Source organism: Rothia mucilaginosa (genome assembly GCF_019334805.1).
Classification (GTDB): domain Bacteria; phylum Actinomycetota; class Actinomycetes; order Actinomycetales; family Micrococcaceae; genus Rothia; species Rothia mucilaginosa_C.
Window position 1 is genome coordinate 1823421 of sequence record NZ_CP079822.1, and the last position, 23887, is coordinate 1847307.

The following is a 23887-nucleotide window of genomic DNA, read 5'->3' on the forward strand; positions in this document are numbered from 1 at the left end:
AACACACAATGTCTCACGATCACGCAGCACACGGCCACGGCGGCGCACACGGCGCAGGTCAGGGCGGCTACACCCACGCAGGCCACGGCTACGGCGGCGCACCCAAGGGCTACGCAGTCCAGCACTCCGCAGCTGACGAGAACCGCCGCGGTCGCGAAGAAGGCGAAACCCTGCACTACGCCCTGTACACTGTGTTCGCACGCTCCGGCGCACGCCCCGCAGAGTCCAACACCGACGAGGCACGCGCCGAGTTCGAGAAGGTCGTAGAACAGCTCGCAGCAGAGGGCGTGACCCTGCGCGGCATCTACGACGTCTCCGCAATGCGCGACAACGCAGACGTCATGATCTGGACCCACGGCGCAACCCCCGAAAAGCTGCAGGCAGCAGTCCGCAAGATCCGCCGCACCGCACTCTTCGCAGGCACCACCATCGTCTGGTCCACCATGGGCGTACACCGCGAAGCAGAGTTCACCCGCAACCACGCACCCGCCTACGCACGCGGCAAGGCACCCGAAGCATGGGTCTGCGTCTACCCCTTCGTACGCTCCTACGACTGGTACTACATGAACCCCGAACGCCGCGCAGAAATGCTCAAGAACCACGGCATGAAGGCAATCGACTTCCCGCAGGTTCTGGCAAACACCGTCGCAGCATTCGGCATGAACGACTACGAGTGGGTCCTCGCCCTCGAAGCACCCGAACTCGTTGACCTCGTCGACATGATGCGCCACTTCCGCAACACCGAGGCCCGCCTGCACGTGCGCGAGGAAACCCCCTTCTACACCGGCCGCCGCATCGGCGCAGACGAAGTAGCAGAGGTTCTGGCGTGAGCCATCAGCCGAACAACGGCGTAACCCTCAACGGCACGCTCCTGCCGGACGACGTGGTACCCAACCGCACCGACCCGGCGAACACCGCCTCCAACGGCCCCGCCGCGCTCAACGAGCAGACCCTCGGCGACTACCGAAGCGAACGTAGCATCACCCGTGAACGTGTCGAAGAGGTGCGCCCCTACGACCTGGTGATTCTCTCCTCCTTCGGTGGCCCCGAGGGGCAGGAGGACGTCATCCCGTTCCTGCGTAACGTAACCGCTGGCCGCGGCATCCCGGATGAGCGCCTCGAAGAGGTCGCCACCCACTACCGCGCCAACGGCGGCGTCTCGCCCATTAACGAGCAGAACCGTGCCCTGCTCGCCGCGCTGCAGCAGGCGCTCGCCGAGCGCGGCCCGCACATCCCGATCACCTGGGCGAACCGTAACTGGAAGCCCTACGTGAAGGACGTACTCGCCGAAGCCTACGAGAACGGCCACCGCAACGTGCTCGTGCTGGCGACCAGCGCCTACCCGGGCTACTCGAGCTGCCGCCAGTACCGTGAGGACTACGGCATGGCGATTGAGCAGCTCGGCCTGGAAGGTCGCGTGCACGTGGGCAAGATTCGCCAGTTCTTCGACGTGCCCGGCTTCTCCCGCGCTTTCGCTGACGGGCTGAAGGATGGCCTCGCCACGGTGCGTGAGCAGCTCGCCGCACGCGATAGCGGTTCGCTGAACCCGCGCCTGCGGATTATGTTCTGCACCCACTCGGTGCCGACCTCCGCGGCGAACGAGGCAGGTCCGCGCGGCGTGAACTACGAGGGCGGCTCCGCCTACGTGGAGAAGCACCTGCAGGTCGCCCGCGCCGTGCTTTCGCTGGTTCGCGACGAGGCTCCGCAGCTTCTGCAAAACGTCGAATGGGAGCTGGTGTACCAGTCCCGTTCCGGCCCGCCGTCCATGCCGTGGCTGGAACCGGACGTCAACGACGCCCTGGAGGCGCTACCCACCCCCGCCAACCCTGCGGAGGACGGCGAAGCCCCCGTGGAAGGCGTCGTGCTGGTGCCCCTCGGCTTCGTCTCCGACCACATGGAAGTCAAGTGGGACCTGGACACCGAGGCGCTGGACACCTGCGAACGCCTGGGCGTGGTTGCCGTGCGCACCCCCACCCCCGGCACGCATCCGGCGTACGTGGAGTCGCTGCGCCGCCTCATTGAGGAGCGTGTGGAGAACGGTGTTTCAGCCGACCTGCGCCCCGAACGTGAGAGCGTCCTCGCCCCGAGCGCGAGCGGTCAGTACGGCTGGTTCGACGAGTGCGACCCCGGCTGCTGCAAGCCCGGTCGCGGTGCACCGAAGCCGGTCATCGCCGAATACGCAGCCGGTGCTGATACCGCCGGGTCTGAGGAAGCTCCCGCTAGCCGCTCCGGTGGATGCGGCTCCGGCGGATGCTGCTCCCACTAACACCACCCCTGTAGCTCCGGCTCGCCCCAACACCCCCTGACCGGGGTGTGCGGGCGGGTCGGAGCGCACGTGCCTACAGGCTACCCCCCCCCCAGAATTTAGACAAACACACAGCGTCGCAAACACACAGCCTCTGGGAAACGCACACGCCTACGGGCTATCACACACATCACCGAAAAGGAGAGATATGAGCCATCACGAGTACATCTTGGGCACCCGCGGGTCTGCTCTCGCCCTGACCCAAAGCCGTATTGCCGCTGAAACAGTCACCTCCCTCTACACCGAACACCAGTCACACCACGGCGCCGCAGATGCCGAGGTCGTGGACTTCACCCTGCGCACCGTCAAAACCGAAGGCGACGTGCTCACCGGACCCCTGGCGACCCTTGGCGGCACCGGCGTATTCGCTGCGGCACTGCGCCAGCGCCTGCTTGACGGCGAGAACGCCTCCGAAGAAAACCGCGTGGACATGGCAGTACACTCCCTCAAGGACCTGCCCTCCGCGCCCTGCCCCGGCCTGGTGGTCGCCGCAACCCTCAAGCGTGAAGACCCCCGCGACGCCCTCGTGGCACGCGACGGCTTGACCGTGGACACCCTGCCGGAGGGGGCCCGCGTGGGCACCGGCTCACCCCGCCGCGCCGCCCAGCTACGTGCACTGCGCCCCGACCTTGAAATCGTGGACATTCGCGGTAACGTGGGCACCCGCATCGGCCGCGTGAAGGGCCTGGAAGAGCACGCCGGCAAGCAGGTCGTGCTCCGCCAGAACACCGAAACTTCTGAACGCGCCGACCACGGCGTAGGCACCGAACGCAGTGGCGACTGTGACGCCGTGGTGCTCGCCGTCTCCGGCCTCAAGCGCCTGGGCAAGGAAGAACTCATCACCGAGTACCTTGACCCCACCCGCATGCTGCCCGCCCCCGGCCAGGGCGCGCTCGCCCTGGAAGTGCGCGAAAGCGAATTCGAGAACCCGGACCCCGCCGTGCTCGCTGACCCCGAGGTGGCGCGCCCGGTGCGTGCCCTCGGCCGTGCCCTGCTCGCTGCAAACCACCACGAAACCCGCCTCGCCGTCAGCGCCGAACGTGCCCTGCTACGCCGCCTCGAAGCCGGATGCGCCGCGCCCATCGGCGCGTACGCGCACGTGGTTGAAGGCGACCTGGTGCTTAACGTTGTGGTGGCGTCCCCGGACGGCACCGACATGCTGCGCCACACCTCGGCAACCGCCGAACTGGATGTGCCCGGCGCCGAACGCCTGGGCGTGCGCGTGGCGGAAGACCTGCTGCAGATGGGTGCCGCTGCCCTTGCCGGTTTGGACCTGAAGTAGGCGTCATGTCTGCCCCGCCTTCTGATACCTCGCGTTCTGAATCCCGGCAGGCTGATGCCCCGCGCACGGTTCTGCTGACCCGCTCCGCCGCCCAGGGCGCCGCCTTTGCCCGCGCCCTCGCCGAGGAAAGCGCACAGAACGGGTTGGGGGAGCCCCGGGTACTCTTCGCCCCGCTACAGCAGGCACGCACCGTCGAACCGGGGGCAGAGCACGCCGCCGCGCTGGAGGCGCTCGCCTCCGGTCGCTACGCGTGGGTGAGCTTCACGAGCGCCAACACTGTTCGCGCCTGCGCCGAGCTGTGGGGCGCGGAGTTTGCACCCGCCTGCGCGAGCGGGGGAGTGCGCATTGCCTGTGTGGGTGCGGCAACCGCCCGCGCTGTACACGCTCAGCTGGGGCTGGGCACGGATTTTCAGCCGCAGGTGCAGAGCGCCGCCGGTATGCTCGCGGAGTTTGGGCGCCCCGCCCCCGTAGACCCCGCAGCTGATTCCGCCGCGACTGATTCCGCCGCCGTGCTGGTTCTGGAGGGTTCCAACGCCCGCCCGACCCTGCGCGAAGGCCTCAAAAACCTGGGCTGGGACAGCCGCCGCTGTGTACTCTACGATATGGTGCCCGCCGAGCAGGTGGCACCCGGCGAGCTGAGCCTCAGCACCGCTCGCTCGCTCGTACAGGGGAATGCCGTAGATGCCGCCGACCCGGAAATCACCGCCCCGGAAACCCCCTCGCCGGATGTGCTGGTGGTGACCGCCCCCTCCCGCTTGCACGCCCTACTCGACGGCGCACCCGCGCTAGGACCCGAATCCATGCCGCCGGTGGTGGCGATTGGGGCGAGTACCGCCTCCGCATGCCGCGCCCTGAACCTGCGCTACGTGCAGGCCGATTCGCCGTCACCGCAGGATTTGGCGCGCGCCGCCGCGTCCCTCATGTAGGCGCATCCCTCATCTACTAAGACCACATATTTTTATCGAGTTTTCAGGAGAGATCATGAACCTCACCCGCCGCCCGCGCCGTCTGCGCACCACCGCAGCCATGCGCTCCCTCGTCGCCGAGACCACTCTGCGCCCCGCGCAGCTGATTCAGGTGTTCTTCGTTCGCGACGGCATCGACGAGCCGCAGCCGATTCGTTCGATGCCCGGTCAGTTCCAGCACACCCTGGAGAGCATCATCCCCGCCGTGCGTGAGGCCTACGAGGCGGGCATCCGCTGCATTGACCTGTTCGGCATTCCTCGCGATGAGGATAAGGACGAGGTCGGCTCGACCGCGTGGGATCCGCAGGGCATCCTGAACCGTGCGATTGCGGTGTGCCGTGAGGAGTTCGGTGATGACCTGGTGGTTATGGCTGATACCTGCCTGGATGAGTTCACGAGCCACGGCCACTGCGGCGTGCTGGTTGATGACGGCCACGGCACGCTCGTGGTGGATAATGACGAGACTGTGGAGCTGTACTGCAAGATGGCGGTTTCGCAGGCGCGTGCGGGTGCGCACACGGTGTCCCCGTCGGGCATGATGGACGGCCAGATTGCGGCGATGCGCGCCGCCCTGGACGAGGCAGGCTTTGAGGATGTGTCGATTCTGGCGTATTCGGCGAAGTACGCTTCGGCGTTCTTTGGCCCGTTCCGTGACGCGGTGGAGTCCAGCTTTACGGGTGACCGTAAGACGTATCAGCAGGACCCGGCGAACCGCCGCGAGTCGCTGCTGGAGGTGCGCGCTGACCTGGAGGAGGGCGCGGATATGGTCATGGTGAAGCCTGCCGGTAGCTACCTGGATATTGTGCGCGAGGTGGCGGAGTTTTCGCCGGTGCCGGTGGCGGCGTATCAGGTGTCGGGTGAGTACGCGATGATTGAGGCGGCTGCGGCGAACGGCTGGATTGACCGTAAGGCTGTGGTGTTGGAGTCGCTACGTTCGATTCACCGCGCCGGTGCGGACGTCATCCTGACCTATTACGGTACGGAGGCGGCAGGCTGGCTCCACGAGCTGGATGCCTAACCCCTCTCTTCTAGACGCTGAGAAGCCACATGTGTTTCGAAAAGCCACATCTTTGGTGGCTTCTCGAAACACATGTGGCTTTTCACCGTTTAGGCTTGTTCTTCGCTGACTGGCTTGTACCCGAGGGAGGTGCACACAATGTTGCCGTTGGTGAAGTACTCCGCGAGCTTCTCACGGTCAGCGGGGGAGCGCAGGTCCGCCCAGCGTTCCTGCTCAAGGTAGAACGCAACCTGGGAGGTCAGGCAGACGACGCGCTCATCGTGCACCGCCACAATGTGCCTGCGCAGCCACGGCATGCGCTTGGCAAGGTTCGGCGGGATTTTGGACGGCACCTTGATTTCTATCTGCCATTGCGACGGCTCGTAGAAGGTCGGCTTGATCTGTTCGGGATTCTTCGGGAAGACGCAGAACTCCTCAATGTCGGGGTAACTGTACTTCTTCGCCGGTAGGAAAAGCCGCCCAATGTAGAACGAATCGGGGTTGAACAGCAAGTACCGCCTCCTGCAGTACCACCGAGTCGCAAAGGTTATCGCGGCGACAATCCCCAGCATGATGGACGCGTCGCGGCGGGACATCGGACGGACACCCAGAATGGTCCAGCCAATGAGCGCGTAGAAGAAAACGCAGAAGGCTAGGAACAGCACAAAGTGGGTTTCAAAATAGAACTGGTTTCTTTTCCAGACTCGTCTGGCTCGGGGAGGAATCTCCTCCAGGGGTGCGGAAGCGCTTAGCTCCATGAATTGTCCTCTCCACGGGTATCGGTGATGGTGTGTGGCCTCGCGTCGGTTAAAGGTCGCTGGCTAATATCTGCACGTATTAGCCGCTAGTCCGTCTTACTGTAGGACGCTACGATGCGCGCCACTGCCTTTTCTGTCAGCTCGTTCGTCGGCTTGTACCCCAGCGTCAGGCAGATGGCGCGCCCCTCCACAAAATACAGGGGCAGCTTCTCGCGGTCCGCCGGGGAATCCACATCCGCCCAGCGTTCCTGCTCCAGCTTGAACGCAATATGCGCCACCAAACAATCAATGCGGTAATCCCCCAAACCAAAAATCTGCTGGGCACCGTTGGAGAAGGTGACGGCAAGACGCCAATCACTGGGCATCTGCTCATCAGGGTCAATATCCTCGGGATCGCCCGTGTACCAGGGGTAAACCTTGAACCGCTCAATATCGGAGTACTGGTAGACCTTAGGCGAACGGAAAAACCGCCCGCGCTTCACCACGGTTGGCGTGAACTGGTAGTACGAACGCACCGTACACCACAGGTACGGAATAGCCAACGCGTAGACAACAAGAAACGCTATTGACGTCTTACCGATATAGGTGGGCACATACTCGAGTAGCTCAGTGTTCGCGAGCGAATGAAGGTAGCAGAGCAAGAAGAAACCACCGACGGGAAGAGCCACAAAGAGGAAGATTCCCTGCCCCTTCCAATCAACCTGAATGGGCTCACTACTGGGCATCGCGACCGTGCCGCGGAACGGGGCGCTGAGCCGCCCCAGCGTCCTCGTATAGATAGCGGGCATGCCCAGGTGACGTTCGTTCGGACTGAAACCGCGTGCGGTACGCCAGCTTCGGCGGCCCCAGCGCGCCGCCCAATACGCCATGAGGAACGGCAGAATCAGCCCAGGAATCAGGATCCCGTCATACGCCATATCCCAGTACAGGGCGAACGTCGAATAGACGATGACACACGCCCAGCCGTACACGAGGATATGCCCAAAATCCATAAGGACGTTCGAACCCTTGATGCTTTCCAGCTGAGCCTCAGCCCTGCGGATTGCTGATTCTTCCTGCTCGGGAGTGAGGGGATTGCCATCCTGAGCGAGCTCTGCGATTGCCTTTTTCGTATCCTCGACGGGGGAGCCCATCACCGACGCGTAGACTTCACGCGCTCGCGAGGCACCAATGAGCGTCGGGTAGGCGACCTCCACCAGCAGGCAGCACGCCAGGTAGATGAAGAAGGCCACCAGCCACACGTTGCGCACCTGCTCTAGGGGCAGGCCGAGGGCGGCAAGGTCCATGATTGTCCTCTCTACGGTGTCTCTCCACGGGGTATCGGTGATGGTGTGTCTATGGTGCTCAGAAGCCACATGTGTTTCGAAAAGCCACGTCTTATGTGGCTTCTCGAAACACATGTGGCTTCTCGCGGTATAAGAGCGGTTAGGAGCAACCCGCCTACTTGTACTGCGCCTTCTGGAAGGACGCGCGGCGTGCCGCCTCCTCCGCATGCTTACCGGCAGGCTTGTAACCCATGGTCGTGCAGATCACGCGGCCGTCCACGAAGTACTTCGCCAACAATTCACGGTCCGCCGGCGAATCCAGCTGCGCCCAGCGTTCCTGCTCAATCTTGAACGCAATCTGCGCCACCAAACAATCAATCTGGTGATCATTGAGCGCATAGTCGTGCTTGCGGCCGCTGGGAAGCAGAATCTCCAGCCGCCACTGGCTCGCGTCCTTCGGGTTCAGCTTAATAGCGTCCGGGTTCTTCGGGTACACACGGAACGCGCGAACCTCAGAGTAGGGGCGGGACTTCGCCGGAAGGAGCAGACGCCCAGCCTGGAACGAATCCGGGTTGTACACCACGTAATCGCGGTTGTACATCAGCAGCATGATGATCAGCGGAATGTACGCCGCCGCCAAGAACCAAGAAGCGTGACCGATATAGATTGATCCCCAATCCTCGTCGCTCATACCTGCCAACGAAATCAAGAAGACCGAGGCGAGCAGGAACGCAATACCGTTGAGCCCCCAGTAGACGGTGCGGTCCTCACGAATCGGCTCCACACCCGGAACGGTGCCGCGCACACGGAACGGTGCGCTCAGCTTACCCAGCGTCGCCGAGTAGATGCGCGGCATACCCAGCACACGGTTGTCCTTGCTGTATCCGCGAACTGCACGCCACTGACGGCGGCCAATACGCGCACCCAGGTACACCATGAGGAACGGCAGAAGCAACGCCGGCAGTACAACACCGTCATACACGATATCCCAGTACAGGGTGAAGATAGAGACCGCCACAATCCAGGCCCACAGGTACATGACCGTGTGGAACCAGCCGCTAAACACGCCGGCACCCTCAATAGAATCCAGCTTCTTCTTCGCCTTCTTCGTGGCGCTACCCTTGCGGGACGAGCTCAGCGGCGCACCCATCGCGGTACGTTCCGCGGTGGCGCGGCGCGCCTCATCAACGGGCGAACCGGACACCTCAAGGTACAGGTCGGCTGCCTTCTCCTTCTTGATGGGCACCGGGTAGGCGATATCCACCAGCAGGCACAAGCCCACGTACACCATGAAGGCGACCAGCCACACGTCGCGTAGCTGCTCCATGGGCAGGCTCAGAGCGCTCAAATCCATGAGCCGCTCACCTCCTTACGTCTCTCAAACCCTTACGCGGAGGCAGCCGCAGCGGCGGCAGCCGGAAGAGCCGAGATGATACGTTCCATCGCCTCATCGTCGTGGGCGGCAGAAACGAACCATGCCTCGAATGCGCTCGGCGGCAGGTACACGCCGGATTCGAGCATGGAGTGGAAGAACGCGTTGTAGCGGCTGGTTGCCGACGCCTTGATGTCGGCGTAGTTGTGCACGCCCGCCTCGGAGGTGCCAAACGCCACCGAGAAGAGGTTACCGGCGCTCTGGATGGAGTGGTCCACACCGGCGGCGTTGAACGCCTCGGTCAGAGCTTGCTGCAGCTGGGCGCTACGCGAATCCAGGTGCGCGTAGACGGCGGCATCAGCCAGGGTCAGGGTCGTAATACCCGCCGCGACGGACAGCGGGTTACCGGAGAGAGTACCAGCCTGGTAGACGGGGCCGACCGGCGCCAGGTATTCCATGACCTCACGCTTACCGGCCAGCGCCGCGATGGGCATACCGCCACCAATAACCTTGCCGAACGTGAAAATATCGGGAACCCAGCCGCCGTCCTCGGGAGCAGCGTAACCCCAGTAACCAGCCGAAGACACACGGAAACCGGTCAGCACCTCATCAAAAATGACGAGCGCACCGTTCGCGTGCGCAATCTCGTGCAGGCCACGGTTGAAACCGGGCTCGGGGGTCACCACGCCCATGTTGCAGGGCGCCGCCTCAGTAATAATTGCGGCAATCTGACCCTCATGGTTCGCGAACGCCTCACGCACAGCGTCCAGGTCGTTATAGGGCAGAACGATGGTCTCCGCGGCGGTTGCGGCAGTCACGCCAGCAGAACCCGGCAGCGCCAGGGTAGCCACACCCGAACCAGCCTCGGAAAGCAGCGCATCCACGTGACCGTGGTAGCAGCCTGCGAACTTAATAATCTTGTCACGACCGGTCACACCGCGCGCCAGACGAATCGCAGTCATCGTCGCCTCAGTACCGGTAGACACCATACGCACCTGATCAATCGCGCCGGGAATCGCCGCGTTAATACGGTTGACCACCAGCTCAGCCAGCTCAGCCTCCGGCGCGCTCGCCGCACCAAAAGACAGGCCGCGCTCAGCCGCCTGCTGAACAGCCTCAACCACCTGCGGATGCGCGTGACCCAGAATCGACGGACCCCACGAGCAGACCAGGTCAACGTACTCGTTGCCGTCCGCATCGTACAGGTACGCGCCCTTAGCCTTCGCGGCAAACGCGGGGGTGCCGCCCACAGAATTGAAAGCGCGCACCGGGGAATTCACGCCGCCGGGAATCACCGCGCGAGAACGCTCAAAAAGCTTCTCACTGGTTTCATGATGCAGCGGGTGAGTAGAAGAGGAAGTCATCGTATCGGTGCCTTTCAAACGAGACGGCGAACTAAAGAATTACAAGGGACGACGTGCAACGGGCAACGGAGCCCGCACGCTACTAACGTCCCGTACCCTAACCATCATAGGCGCTACAGATGAACCGCAGGTGACAAGCACCTGAACGTACCGAAAGGTGACGATAAAACACAACAGACAAGTTAGGGAACAGAGAGGATGCGCAACGCGCTAACGCAGGTGCCGGTCAGTGTCCAGACGGTTGAGCACCTGAGTGTCCTGATCGAACAGCCAGTTCTTATCAAAGAGCAGACGCACAAACGCCAGGCCCATACCCAACGCCATGAAAATCAGCAGGGACTGCACGAAACCGCTCGCCGCCGAGTACATGTCACCGCTAGCAAAATGCGACATCGAACGGTAGAACGGAACACCCGGAACCATCGTCACCACCGCCGGAACCGACAGGGAAATACGCGTGTACTTGCGCTGATGCAGCGGCGCCACAATCTCAGCCAAAATACCCACACCAAACACGGCAATCGTCGCTGCCATATGCGCGGGCATACCCGCCTCCACCATATGAATACGGATGGGGTTCGCCACCGCCGCAATCACGCCGCCCCACACACACGCCACCGGGGAAGCGGCAAAAAGCATCGCGAAGCCAGCCGCCGCAACACCCGAGGAAAGCACCTGCAACACCAAATACAGGGTCGGGTCAAGGTTAAGAGGCGCAGGAGCCGCCAACGGCAGGTGGAAGAGTGAACCCAAAACCCACACCGCAAATGACGCACTCAGCAACAACAAACCCACATAGGTTAGACGCGAAATACCCGCCAAAAAGTCCATGCGGGAAATATCGAGCATGCCCGTCACCATGGGGAAACCCGGCACCAAGAACAGCACCGACGAAATAAAACCAATCATATGATTGTGACTAATCAAACCCGCCGCAACCAGCACATTAACAATCGCAATGTACAGGCCCGCCGCCAGGAAGCCACACGCCATCCACGTTGCCAAATGGCTCACCCCGCGCTTGAGCAGGGTCGAACGCAAAAACTGGCCGGCACCCGCCGCGAAGAACACCACCGTGCACTCCACCAGACCGCCACGGTTCAAGAACGCGAACCCGGCACACGCCACCGCCGACGCCAGCGCCAACATCCAGCGGGTGTACAGAGGCTTCGCCGAATCAATAAGGTCAAGCTCAGCATTCGCCTCCGCCGGAGTAATCTTTTCAGGAAGCTCAGAAATGAACTTACCCAACTGATCCAGCTTATGGGCGTTAATGCCCATCGTGCGCTGCTCAGCGACCTCGGTACGGAAATTACCGTCAGTGTACGAAGAAGTCGAAATTTCGGTGAAGGTCACCTGCGCGTGATGCTCCTTCAACCCCACAGCCTTCGCCAAACGCGCCATCGACGCCTTAATACGGTAGGCGCTCGCACCCGACTTCATCAGGATGCGGCCCAGGCGGAGCACCACCTGCGACTGCGCCACCAGGTGCTCATGAGCCAGACGGGTAGACCCCAGATAAATACTGCGCGTATTAGTGTCAGGGTACGGCTCGGTAGTGCGGGGCTGATCATCCATGAGAGGCCTTCCGGGTCGTGCTATTCACGTGCTATTCGTGTAGGTGTGGTTCCTTATCTAGCATAGGGGAGAAGCCCAAACGGGGATAGTGTCAGCCCGTCAGTAAAGGAGAGGTGTTTGAGGATGTTGCCTAGGTTTTTAGCGGCGCAGTTTTATCGGCGCACCGGCCAGCGGCCGTCAATGACCTCAGATTCCTTACCCGGTTGCGTACGCAACCACGCCTGGAAGCTCGCCGCCTGCTCCACCGCCCACTGAATTTGCTGCTCGTGTAGCTGGCGCGCATCCACGTTGAGGACCTCGGGGAACTGCTCGGTCAGCTTTACGAGCAGACGCTCCGCCGCCAGGGCATCATCAGCGGAGGTGTGCGCATTCTCCAGGGAGACACCGTACTCGGCGGCAAGAACCTCCAGGGTGCGCTTGCCGCGCTTACGCGGAATCACGTGCTTATGCAGAACGTACGGGTCGAGCACCACACCGGGCGGTAGCTCACCGTTAGCAATATTGTGGCGCAGCATCTCGTGGTGCAGCACCGAAAAATCGTAGGCGGCATTGAACGCAATAATCGGCACGCCGTCAAGGTTCAGCGCACCAATCGCGCCGGCAAGCTCCCACACGACCTCGCGGGCGGGACGACCGTGCTTACGCGCGTACTCGGTCGTAATACCGTGCACGGCGGCGGCACCGGCAGGGATCTCAACACCGGGGTCAGCCAGCCACTCGCCACGGCGCACCACATTACCCTGAGGATCCAGCAGAATCAGGGAAGCAGTCACGATGCGGGCGGTGGTGACGTCCACACCGGTGGTTTCAAGGTCAAAAGTGGCGCGCAGGCCGTTCATCCAGGTCATGCTATAAGACTAACCCAGCGGCGGTGCAGGCGCGCGCCCGGTCGTCACGCGGCTGTGGATAAGCCCCCTGGTAGGGCGACATATATAAGTCACCGGGGCGGCGCATAAGCCACCGACGAGCCCGAATGACAACCGACAAGGTACAACCGCGCTACAGCCGATAGACTGAAACCATGACAACCCAACTTCTCACCGGCATCCCCGGAACCGGTAAAACCCACCACCTCACCGACCGCGCCCTGCGCTACCTCGCCGACGGGAACGACCCCGCCCGGCTACTCATCCTCGCACCCACCCGCACCGCCGCAACCCGCATGCGAGACACCATCGCCGCATCCAGCGACCGAAGCCTCTCCGTAGCACCCACCCGCGCCTGGGCCGCATACGCCTTCGACCTGCTCAAACGAGCCCAAACCCGCGGGCTCCTCAGCGGCGTAGAAGGCAACCTCAAACTCCTCTCCGGCCCCGAGCAAGACGTCATCATCGGCGAACTACTCGCCAACCACGCCCAAGGCATCGCACCCGGCCCCACCTGGCCCGACGTGCTCCGCGACGCCCTACCCACCCGCGGCTTCCGCCACGAAATCCGCGACTTCTTCGACCGCATGGCAGAATACGACCTCACCGCCGACGACGTACACCGCCTCGCCACCGAACACAACCAGCCCGCCTGGCACGCCCTCGCCCAGCTGCACACCGAATACCGTGCCGTGCGAGCCCTCCGCGCCAAAAACGCCTACGATCCGGCAGTACTCATCAACGACGCCTGCCGGCTGCTACTGCGCGCCCCCGAATTCCTCGCCGAAGAACGCCGCCGCTACGACCTGATCCTCATCGACGACGTGCAGGAACTCAGCCCCTCCATCTACCGACTGCTGCGCCTCATCGCCGCAGAAGTTGCCCCCGCAGACGCCGCGCACCTGACCGAAACCCACCCCGACCTCTTCGCTGAAGGCCCCCAGGTTGTCATGACCTACAGCGATGAAGCCGTCGTCCAGGGCTTCCGAGGCGCCCGCCCCGACCTCGTCACCACCCTGCATGCAAGCTTCCCGAGCATGCGCACCCGCACGCTCACCACCTCGTACCGCCTGCCCGCACTCATGATGCCGCTCGTGGCAGACATTCGCCGCCGCCTGCCGCGCTACACCCGGTTCGTGCCGCTCACCGCCGAGCAGGGTGGGGCGAAGAATGGTGTGCAGGAGGGGGTAAAGAACGGTGCGCCCGCAACCTTCGGACGCATCAACACCACCCCCGCCGACGAAGCCCTCACCTGGGGTGCCGCCGACGAACCGCTGCTGCACCTGGGTGCCGACGGCAAAATCCTCGACCCCGCGCACTACCGCACCGCACCCGCCGGTGTGTATAAGTATGCGCTCTCCAGTTCTCAGGACGAGGCGAACCTCATCGCCCAAATGCTGCTCGAAGAACGCATCTACGGCAACCACCCCTACCGCGAGTCCGCCATCATCGTGCGTAGCAGTGCGGACGTGGCGCGCATTCGCCGCGTGCTCTCCTCGAACGGTATTCCCTCGCGTACCTCCGCGGCGCTCGTGCCGGTGCGCGACGAGCCCGCCGTACGCCCCTTCCTCGACGCGCTCAGTCTGCTCGTCTATGCCCGTAAGCGCGGCGAGAAGGCGCTCAACCCCGCCGTGCACATGCCCGCCGCAGAAGGTGCAGAAGGTGCGGAGGCGGCGGAGCGTGGCGGCTACGAAACCCTCAGCGCCACCGAAGCTGAAGAGCTCATGCGCCGAAGCCTCGACGACGTCATCGCCGAAGAAAGCCGCGCCAACCCCCTCGGTGGCGCGCAGAGCGCCATCACCCTGCTCACATCCCGACTCGGTGGCGCATCCAGTATGGACGTGCGACGACTCCGCCAGCAGCTGCGATCCATCGAACTGCAAAGCGGTGGCCACCGACCCAGTGACGACCTGCTCCTCGGTGCCCTGCTACACCCCGAAACCCTCCCCGAAGAGGGCGTAGGACGCGCCGTGCACCGCATCGCAGCCGTGCTCTCCGCCGGACGTAAAGCACTCGCCCGCCCCGAATCCACCAGCACCGAAGTGCTCTGGGCACTCTGGGAAGCCAGCGGCCTCGAAAAGGTCTGGGTCGCCCAGTCGCGCGGCGCAGGCCCCGACGCCGATGCCGCCCACCGCAACCTCGACGCCATGATTGGTCTCTTCGAAGCTGCCGACCGCTTCGACGAGCAGATGCGCGGCGCCGGTGCCGAGCAGTTCCTCGACTTCATCGACGCGCAGGACCTGCCCATGGACACCCTCGCCGCCCGCGGCGTACGCCAAGACGCGGTCGAGATTCTCACCCCCGCACTCGCCGCCGGTCAGTCCTGGCGCACCGTATATGTATGCGGTCTGCAGGAAGGTACCTGGCCCAACACCACCGTGCGCGGCTCCCTGCTGAGTACCGGTGACCTCGTGGATCTGTGCGATGCGCGCCTCCGCCAGCGTGCCCAGCAGGCAGAACAACAGACGGGGGAGAGTGAGCAGCCGGTGCCGCCCGCCCGCATCCGTAGCTACCCCGAACGCGTGCGCGACACCCGCCACGACGAGCTGCGCATGTTCGCCGTTGCCGCCACCCGAGCCAGCACCCGCCTCGTGCTCACCGCCGTACGCAACGACGATCAGGCACCCGGCGAGTTCTTCGACTTCGTGCTACCCACCGACGCGGTCGGCGACTCCACGGACGTGCCCATCACCCGCGTGCGCCGCCCCGCCACCCTGCGTTCCCTGGTGGCGGAGCTTCGCCGCACCCTCGTTGAGGAATCGATGAACGCGATGCGTGCCGAAGACGCTCAGCACGGCGCACAGGTGCACAACGCACCGGAGGAGGAAGCGCTCACCCCAGAGGCTTCCGCGTACCGACTCGATGCCGCCTCCCGCACTCTGGCGCGCCTGGCGAATGCGCAGGCACCCGGCGCCGCACCCGACGAGTGGTGGGGTTTGCTGCCGCTTTCTAGCACGGAGTTGCTCTTTGCGCACAGCCCGGCAGACCACGCTGAACTGGACGAAAACCACGGTGAAGACGGCGAAAGCCACGGTGAAGAGCCTGCCGAAAACCCCGGTCGCCGCACCATTGCGCTCTCGCCCTCACGCTTGGAAACCATTCACAGCTCCCCGCTGGACTGGCTGGTTTCCGCCGCCCGCGCCGAGGCCCAGACCGACCTGTCCCGCTCCCTCGGAACGCTCGTTCACGCCATCGCCGAGGAATACCCGACCGGCACCCTCGAAGAGCTCCAAACCGCCCTCGACGAGCGCATTAGCTCCCTCGGCGTGCCCGCCCGCAAGGAGGACGAAACCGACGAAGAGTACCGCGAGCGCGTGCCCTGGGAATCCTACGCCCTCTACGAGCGCGCCAAGCGCATGATTCTGCGCCTGAGCTACTACTACCGTCAGCACATGGGCGACGCCGGCTGGCAGAACCTCGGTGTTGAAGGCTCCTTCTCGGTGCGTGTGCCCGTGCCCTTCGACCCCGCCGGTGAAGTCGGCGAGCTGGATGCGCTGCTCACCGGTCGTGTGGACCGCCTCGAGGGTACCGCCCCGGCGGAGGACGGCACCCGCCGCTACGCCATTGTTGACCTAAAAACCGGCAAGTCTAAGCCGACCGGTGCGGAGATGGAGACGCATCCGCAGCTTGCCGCCTACCAGATTGCGGTGGAGGCTGGCGCGGGCGAGCAGCTGGAGGATCGTTACCGCGCCGAAGCCGCCGCCCTGGAGGCGGGTGAACCGCTACCGGATGCCCGCCCTCGGGAGCTGGAGTACACCGGCTATACGGGTCGTTCCGGAGGCGCGGCGCTCGTGCAGCTGGGCGCCTCGGGCGTGAACGATGAGAGCAAGACTCGCCTGCAGGTTCAGCCCGCCCTGACGGAGCACGATTCGTGGGCGGCTGAGCTGGTGCAGCACGCCGCGGAGCTGATTGCTGGCTCGCAGGTGCAGGCTCGTCACCGTGAGGGCGGCTATGGGTGCCGTCTGCCGGAGATCTGCCCGATTTGTACGCGCGGCCGTCAGGTGACGCAGCCCTAGTAGTCGCGTACCCTAGTAGCCGCGCACCCCCGTTTACTTTCGATATCACTCACCCCGAACCTCCCATGAGAATGATCCATGAGGAAGAGGAATCATGACTGACTCTGGCGCATACGGCGCTACTCACCCGGGCGCTCGCCCCGGTACTCACCCCGGTTCTGGCGCCGGCATGCTCACCCCCGCCCAGTGGTGCGAGCACAATAGCTGGCAGCTACCCAACGGCGTGCTCTTCTCGGCAGAAGCCGCCTCGAACGACCCCGCGCTGAAGCCTGCCGACTACCGCAGCGCCCTTGATATTGCCGAGATGCTCAACGGCGTTGACGGTAAGAAGCCGACCCCCGAGCAGATCCGCATGATTGAGGCGGGCCCCGCCCCGACCCTCGTCATTGCCGGTGCGGGTTCGGGTAAGACCGCGACCATGGTTGACCGCGTGATTTGGCTGGTCGACAACGGTTTTGTGCGCCCTGAAGAGGTGCTGGGTGTGACCTTCACCCGCAAGGCGGCAACCGAGTTGCGCAGCCGTATGCGTGCCGGTCTGAACACTCTGCGCCGTAGCCGCCGCGTCGCCCCGACCGATGAGGAGCTGCGCGAGGGCATCGCTGACCCGACCGTGCTCACCTACCACTCCTACGCGAACAACCTGGTCAAAGAGTACGGTCTGCGCCTGGGCGTGGAGCAGGACGCGCAGATGCTTGGCGACGCGCAGAAGTGGCAGCTTGCCGCGCAGATTGTGCAGTACTGGGAGGGGGAGCTGCCCCTCGACAAGGACGACGTGCCGGTGTCTGCGGCGACCATGATTAACCAGCTGCTGCAGCTCTCTGATGAGTGTGCGGAGCACCTGGTTGACCCGCAGGACGTTATTGACTTCTGCACCGAGCAGCTGGCGGCGTACGCGGCGGTGCCCGATCCGCGCCGTGCGACGAAGACCGAGAGGGATATTCAGAAGGTTCAGCGTCTGCTGCGTAACCGCCGGGTGTACGCGCGCATGGCGATGAGCTACGCCCGCGTGAAGGCGCGCATGCAGGTGCTGGATTTTGGTGACCTGATGCGCTTTGCCGCCCGCATTGCGGAGGCTGACCCGGCGATCCGCGAGGGTGAGCGTGCCCGCTTCAAGGTGGTTCTGCTGGACGAGTTCCAGGACACTTCGCACGCGCAGATGAGCTTGTTCTCCTCGATTTACGGTGCCGATGAGGCGGCGGGTATTCCGGCGCATCCGGTGATGGCTGTGGGTGACCCGAAGCAGTCGATTTACGGTTTCCGTGGTGCTTCGGACGGCCAGATGTTCAGCTTCTACCGTCATTTCCCGACTAAGCATGTGCAGCCGCTGTTCCTGTCCATTGCGTGGCGTAACGACATTTCGGTGCTGAACGCGGCGAACCACGTGGCGGAAAAGCTGAAGGAAGTTCCCGAGTGGGTGCGTGCCGCCGACGGCGATATTACCGCCGCTCAGGTTCCTGACCTGCGCCCGCGCTGCGCCCTGGTGGGGGAGCCTGGCTCGCCCGCTTTTGAGCAGGCTGCCGCGGGCATGGTGGGGCGCGTCGATTTGACGTACCACGACTCTGACCGCGAGGAGGCTGTGGCTATCGCCGAGCGTATTGCGGCGATGCGCACGCAGGCGGTGCGCGAGTATGAGCGCGCCTACGCGGCGCATCGTTCCGGCGATGGTTCGGTGCGTCCGCGCCTGAAGATGCCCGAGATTGCGGTGTTGGCGCGTGTGCACGGTCAGCTGGACCCGATTCGTGTGGAGTGTGAGCGTCTGGGTATTCCGGTGCAGCAGGTGGGTTTGGGCGGTTTGCTCTCCCAGCCGGAGGTTGTGGATTTGGTGTCGGCGCTACGTGTGCTGGCTGATCCGAACCGTTCGGATGCGCTGGCGCGCCTGCTGACGGGTGCGCGTTGGCGCCTGGGCGCGGCAGATATGCTGGCGCTGGGTGATTGGGCGCAGTCGCTGGTGCGTGAGCGTGAGCGTGCCCTGCGTGAGCAGATGGCGTTGCGTATGCTCGCGGAGGCTGAAGACGCCGACGACGCCGACGACGCTGCTGCTATCAACCTGCAGGCGGAGCACCTGCGTGCTGCCCAGGAACGCCTGGACGAAACCCTCAAGGGCGCGGTGGAGGATTCCTCCGGCTACGCCTCCCTGATTGAGGCGGTGGAGAACCTACCGCAGGACGGCGCGGACGGCGAACCTCTCTACGGTGAGCAGTACCGCGGCCGCCGTTTCTCCCCGGCGGCGCTGGAGCGTCTGCGTGCTTTTGCCGAGCAGATGCGCGTGCTGCGTGCCGGTTTGAGCGAGGACTTGGGCACGCTGCTGTACGAGATTGAGCGGACCATGCTGCTGGATATTGAGCTGGCGGTCCGCCCGGGTACCGACCCGCTGGGTTCACGCGCGAACCTGGACGCTTTCCACGAGGTGGCCGCCGCCTACGGCATGTCGGCGCCGCGTATTAACGCGATGATTTACGCCGGCTCTGACGGCGTGAGCGCGGAGGAAGGCGACCCGGGTGCGCGCCGCTTCCTGCTGTCTTCGGGCGGCGTGAGCTACGTGATGGGCTTCCTCGCGTGGCTTGAACGTGCCGATGACGAGGAGAAAGGCCTGGCGCTGGGCACTGTGGAACCTGACCCGAACGCGGTGCAGCTGATGACCATGCACGCCGCGAAGGGCCTGGAGTGGGATCACGTGCTTCTGCCGGGCCTGTGCGGTAGCGCCACCGGCGGGCAGACCCCGAACCTGTGGCAGATGTCGGCTAATACGGCGCTGCCCTGGCCGCTGCGTGGCGACCGCGAGTACCTTCCCTCGATCCTTGAGACCCCGGAGGAGATTACCGCCTTCGAGAAGGCGAAGGACCTGGAAGACTACCTGGCCGAGCACAAGGATGATGCCGCCGAGCATGCCGGCATGGAGGACCGCCGCCTCATGTACGTGGCGATGACCCGTGCCCGTAACCTGCTGGCGTTGAGCGCCTACCGCTGGAAGAGCGCCGCTATGCTCCCCCTGCCGGTGCAGCCCTTCTGGGAGGAGCTGATGGAGATGCTTTTCAAGTCGCTCTTTGACATGGGCACCCCCACGGTAGACGCGCCCTCTGTGCGCTTCGAAGAGACGATGGATACCCCCTGGGCGGCGCCGCAGCTGGTGGGCATGGGCCTGTCGTACACGATGCCGAATCCCGCCGATAAGCGCAAGAAGGTGCACCTGAACCATGTGCGCCGCTGGGCTGAGCAGCTGGCTGAATCGAAGTACCGCCTGGCGGAGCCGGTGACCCTGGTGCACGGTACGGTCGTGGACCCCTCGAACCTGCCGCCCGCCCCAGATGAGGCGGCACTGCTGGAAGAGCTGGAACTCTACCCCGTAGACGCCGACGAGCTAATCCCCGTACAGGCGGAGGCGCGCGCGAACGCTCGGGCAAAATACGCCGAGCAGGTGCAACGCTACGCTTGGGCGCTGGTTGAGGCTATGGCTCCCGCCCTCGCGCAGGATTGGCAGCTGGCGGCTCCTTCCGTACGAGCACGCACGGTGGCGGAGAACTGTACCCGCCTGAACCTGCCGGTGCCCGAATGGATCATCGAAGCCACCGAGCGGGAGAAATGGCGTGAGACGCAACCGCCTCAGCCCGGTTTCTCGCCCACGGTGGCGGCGGCGCTGCCGATTGAGGTGCGCGGCCAATTCGCTCAGAAGAACTACGAGGACAGGAACCCGAACCTGGGTGCGGTGCTGACCGCCATGTGGCCTTTTGATCCGCTGGAGCGCCCCGTAATTTGGCGTTGGGCTTCTGATGACGCTCTCACGCAGGGTACGAAGGAGATGCTTCGCCGCGGCCAGCATGAGCACCTGGAACGTGAGATTGCGATAAACTCCTCGAGCCGTCGCGAGGCGGTGGAGCGTGCCGCCCTGGCGGTGGAGCTCGCCGTCGGCGCGGGTGACGATGACCTGCACCAGAGCGGGGATGTCGCGGGGGAGAGCGCAAGCCACCCTGCACCCGCCGCATCTGCCGCAGCCGCGGCACAGGGTGAGTCCGCCATTCCCGATTCCCTGCGCCAGCAGGCGGTGGACTGGGAACGCGAAGCCGACCTGCTACTGCTCATGATGGGGCAGACCGACCCGGTGCCCAGCAACCAGCTGCCGGGGCATCTGTCCGCATCCACGTTCATCCGCCTGAGCAAGGACCCGCAGGGCACGATGCATCAGCTGATGCGCCCGGTGCCTCAGCGTCCCTCGCGTGCGGCAACAATTGGTACGGCGGTGCACGCGCTGATTGAGGAGCACTTCGGCGTCGCACCGAGTGCCGACCCGCTGGAGGCACCCGACGCGGAGGATACGGTGGGCGTTGATCTGCCGGGTTCCACTGCCGCCTCAGCCACCTCCACCGCGCCCGCAGACCCCTCTGATTCTGCAAGCCCGGCTGACCTGCAGGAACAGGACGAGTTCACCTTCGAGGACGCCTACGAGGAGTCCGAGAGCGAACTGGATGCCTCCGTTCAGCGCCTCTGGGAGCGCTTCGCCACCAGCGAGTGGGGTAGCGACGAGTGGAAGGACCGCATCTGGGCGGTCGAATACCCGGTCGAAACCCACATCGAGGGCGTAAGCCTGCGCGGCCGTATCGACGCGGTGTTCCGCACCGAGGACGAGGACGGCGAACGCTGGGTGCTGGTGGATTGGAAGAGTGGTTCCCGCCCGAAGATGGCGACCATGCAGTCTCGACGCTTCCAGCTGGGCCTGTACCGTATCGCGTTCTCCCGCATTATGGGCGTGGACCCGGAGCGTATCAGCACCGTGTTCGTGTACCTGGGCGGCAAGGGCGTTGCGGAGGTGTGGGATCACCAGATCCGCGGCGGCCTGCCCACGGAGGCGCAGCTGGCGAAGGTGATCCGTGAGGCGCGCAAGGGCTAGGTAGCGGATCTCAACAGCGAATCTCCCAGCGCCGGGCGGGCGGCGCTCGCGTGCTAGCGCTTACTGTCACCGAATAGAGAAAAGCAGCTCACGTAGGCATTGCGCCTCGTGAGCTGCTTTTCTGCGCGGACTTTTACGGTTAATGGCAGAGGACGCCTCTTCACCCCACTGCATTAGGGTGATGAGGCGTCCTCAGCCGCTGAAGAACTATAGAGGTACTTCGTGCCCTCGCACGCTCCGGGAAAGAATCGCGCCGAACGACTGCCGCTCTCGCGGCCTCACTCGCGCCGCCGGCGCCCCGTGGGGTTTGCGTGCGTCTTTACTCTCAAACACAACCTCGAAAGTAACTCTATAGATTTCTGCCATCGGTGATTGGTTGCGCGGTGCATGAATCCGGCTCGGGTCTGACATGACCGGTCAGGGTCCCGTCCAATCTGTCTCCCCAATTTATCGCTGCCACGATATCAGCGCTGGTCAGTGCGCTATGGGGAGTGTGTCCGCTGGTATTCTCGCGGCACAGCAAAAGTATTCCAGGAGTTTTTGAAAAAATCTACAGGGTAAGTTTTTACCCTAAAATGCACTATTTTGAGCATAGTTCAAGGTGAAGTTGAGACTCTGTGGACTCCCGAGGTCAAAAGTTGGTTCATGTGGGTTTGTGGCGTATTTGTGCCCGGGAAATATTGTGAATGGCACCTTTAGCGCACCTTCAAGTCTCAGCCTTAATCTGAGTCATTCATGCACAAAAATGCAAAACTGGTGCTCAAAAGGTGAGGGGAAACACTTAAAGAAATTTTGGTAAAAAGCCCACTAAGGCCCCTCCACTAGCCCTTATAGGCATCATCCCGTCGGTTTGACAGACAGTCAGGAGAGCTGGTTTCACCGGGTGCGAGGCAGCGGACATACAACCCAGCGGATATACAGCCCAGTAGATACAGTTCAGCCCCGCAGCGCAGTACTGCGGGGCTGAACCGAAAACCTAGCTGAACCGAAAACCTATGCGGCAGGTGACACCCTGGCTGGCAACACTCTGGCGGCTACTTACCCTATGAGCTACTCGGCGGGGCCGACCAATATCTACTCGGCGGGACCGACCAGCGGGCCGACCTCCTCCTGTCCGAGTAGTTCTCCGGAGGCACGTAGGTCGTCCTGAATGTCCAGGAGCATGGACACGGCGTGGGTTGCGCCGTCGCGGTCACCAACCTCCACGGTGTGGGTGAGCCACTGGGCAATCGCGAACTCTGCGTAGAAGTTCGCGCGTTGCGCCAGGTAGGCGTCGGGCAGCTGAGGCATCTGCTGGCGGTACACCTCAATCGCCTCGTCGGTGAAGTCAATGTCCTGGCAAGAGTACAGCCAGGCGAAGTCCTGCGCGGGGTCGCCCACGTGCACCTCGGACCAGCCGGTGACCTCGACGATGCGCGCCTCCGTAGGAGTCACGTGCAGCACGAGGTTTTCAGCGCGCATGTCGCCGTGGACCACACGCGGGCGGAACTGCCACATGGGTCCGGGGGAGAGCACGGTACGCCAGTGCGCGAGCAGGTCGGCGGGCACCTTGCCGGTTGCGGCGGCACGCTCGAGCTCGGCGTTCTTGCGCAGGCGAATCTGCTCCGAAGAGTAGGAGGGCAGGTCAGCCTCGTAAATAATGTCTTCGGGCATCACGTGCAGGGTCGCAATGTCCTTGGCGATGATGGACGCCAGGGAGGGGCGGTTCGCCGCAACTTCGCGGCGGCTCAGCTCGGCGAGCTGGTCCACGTCGTAGATGGTGCCGGGGATGTGCGTGTACACGAATACGTTGCCGCCCGCGTACGGTACGGTGCCAGCGACGGTGGGCACGGCGAAGGGCAGTCGGGCGCGCAGGCCGGGGCTGAACGACTGCAGGATGAGGTGTTCAGCTTCCAGACGCATACTGGCGTCGGGGCGGCGCGGGGCGCGCACTCGCCAGCGGCGACCGGTAGAGTCGGCGATGATTGCCGAGTCGAAGTCGTCGCTGTCTTCGCGGACCGGTTCGGCGCCAACGGGGTAAATCCCGGGCACTCCGGCGGAGACAATGGCTGCTAGCTGAAGGGGAGATAAAGTCACGGGTTAAGGTTACCAAACCAATGTGTGCCGTTTAGTAGTTTTTGGGATCTTTATGCCAAGTGGTGAAGATACTTGCGGACAAGCCTAAACGTGCTCGCCTGCGCTTCTGCGCTCGCCTCTATCTACGCTTCTACCTGCACGCGCCCAAATAGGCGGCGCCT

14 protein-coding genes are annotated in these 23887 nt (G+C 63.8%); 7 read left to right on the plus strand and 7 right to left on the minus strand.

What is annotated here, in order from left to right; all coding sequences use genetic code 11:
* Positions 1–8: 8 nt before the first annotated feature.
* From hemQ to hemB, 5 genes are all read left to right on the plus strand, one after another.
* A complete protein-coding gene (gene hemQ / locus LPB405_RS07330; protein ID WP_070507612.1) occupies positions 9–830 on the plus strand; it encodes a hydrogen peroxide-dependent heme synthase in 822 nt (273 codons plus the stop codon).
* Positions 827–2266, plus strand: coding sequence for a ferrochelatase (locus LPB405_RS07335; RefSeq protein ID WP_219100973.1), 1440 nt, complete (start codon positions 827–829; stop codon positions 2264–2266). The genes hemQ and LPB405_RS07335 overlap by 4 nt, the downstream gene beginning before the upstream one ends.
* 187 nt (positions 2267–2453) lie before the next feature.
* On the plus strand, positions 2454–3587 hold the full coding sequence (locus tag LPB405_RS07340; RefSeq protein WP_219100974.1) for a hydroxymethylbilane synthase: 1134 nt from the start codon (positions 2454–2456) through the stop codon (positions 3585–3587).
* Between the two features lie 5 nt (positions 3588–3592).
* The gene (locus tag LPB405_RS07345) at positions 3593–4513 is read left to right on the plus strand and encodes a uroporphyrinogen-III synthase (RefSeq protein ID WP_219100976.1); all 921 of its coding nucleotides are present in this window, start codon (positions 3593–3595) and stop codon (positions 4511–4513) included.
* 55 nt (positions 4514–4568) lie between these two features.
* Complete coding sequence (hemB, locus tag LPB405_RS07350) at positions 4569–5570, plus strand: porphobilinogen synthase (protein ID WP_219100978.1); 1002 nt, start codon at positions 4569–4571, stop codon at positions 5568–5570.
* 89 nt (positions 5571–5659) lie between these two features.
* On the opposite strand, the gene LPB405_RS07355 is transcribed toward hemB, so the two are convergent.
* The 6 genes from LPB405_RS07355 to LPB405_RS07380 all read right to left on the minus strand — a co-directional run bounded on the left by LPB405_RS07355 (position 5660) and on the right by LPB405_RS07380 (position 12734).
* Positions 5660–6307 carry a hypothetical protein gene (locus tag LPB405_RS07355; protein WP_257604892.1) on the minus strand — a complete coding sequence of 216 codons (648 nt, stop codon included), beginning with the start codon at positions 6305–6307 and terminating at the stop codon, positions 5660–5662.
* An 86-nt stretch (positions 6308–6393) separates the two neighbouring features.
* On the minus strand, positions 6394–7593 hold the full coding sequence (locus LPB405_RS07360; protein WP_219100980.1) for a carboxylate transporter: 1200 nt from the start codon (positions 7591–7593) through the stop codon (positions 6394–6396).
* 154 nt (positions 7594–7747) lie between these two features.
* Positions 7748–8926: a sugar dehydrogenase gene (locus LPB405_RS07365; protein WP_219100982.1), complete on the minus strand. Its 1179-nt coding sequence runs from the start codon at positions 8924–8926 to the stop codon at positions 7748–7750.
* Positions 8927–8958: 32 nt separating this feature from the next.
* Entirely contained in the window at positions 8959–10308 is a 1350-nt protein-coding gene (hemL, locus tag LPB405_RS07370; protein WP_219100984.1) for a glutamate-1-semialdehyde 2,1-aminomutase, read from the minus strand.
* A gap of 210 nt (positions 10309–10518) precedes the next feature.
* Positions 10519–11886, minus strand: a complete 1368-nt coding sequence (locus LPB405_RS07375; protein WP_219100985.1) for a threonine/serine exporter family protein — start codon at positions 11884–11886, stop codon at positions 10519–10521.
* Positions 11887–12038: 152 nt separating this feature from the next.
* A complete protein-coding gene (locus LPB405_RS07380; protein WP_219100986.1) occupies positions 12039–12734 on the minus strand; it encodes a 3'-5' exonuclease in 696 nt (231 codons plus the stop codon).
* Positions 12735–12907: 173 nt separating this feature from the next.
* Here LPB405_RS07380 and LPB405_RS07385 point away from each other — a divergent pair, with 173 nt between their 5' ends.
* Both LPB405_RS07385 and LPB405_RS07390 read left to right on the plus strand, forming a co-directional pair.
* A complete protein-coding gene (locus LPB405_RS07385; RefSeq protein WP_219100987.1) occupies positions 12908–16768 on the plus strand; it encodes a UrvD/REP family ATP-dependent DNA helicase in 3861 nt (1286 codons plus the stop codon).
* Between the two features lie 94 nt (positions 16769–16862).
* Complete coding sequence (locus tag LPB405_RS07390) at positions 16863–21650, plus strand: ATP-dependent DNA helicase (protein WP_219100988.1); 4788 nt, start codon at positions 16863–16865, stop codon at positions 21648–21650.
* Positions 21651–22724: 1074 nt separating this feature from the next.
* On the opposite strand, the gene LPB405_RS07395 is transcribed toward LPB405_RS07390, so the two are convergent.
* Positions 22725–23726 carry a phosphotransferase gene (locus LPB405_RS07395; RefSeq protein ID WP_219100989.1) on the minus strand — a complete coding sequence of 334 codons (1002 nt, stop codon included), beginning with the start codon at positions 23724–23726 and terminating at the stop codon, positions 22725–22727.
* Positions 23727–23887 lie beyond the last annotated feature (161 nt).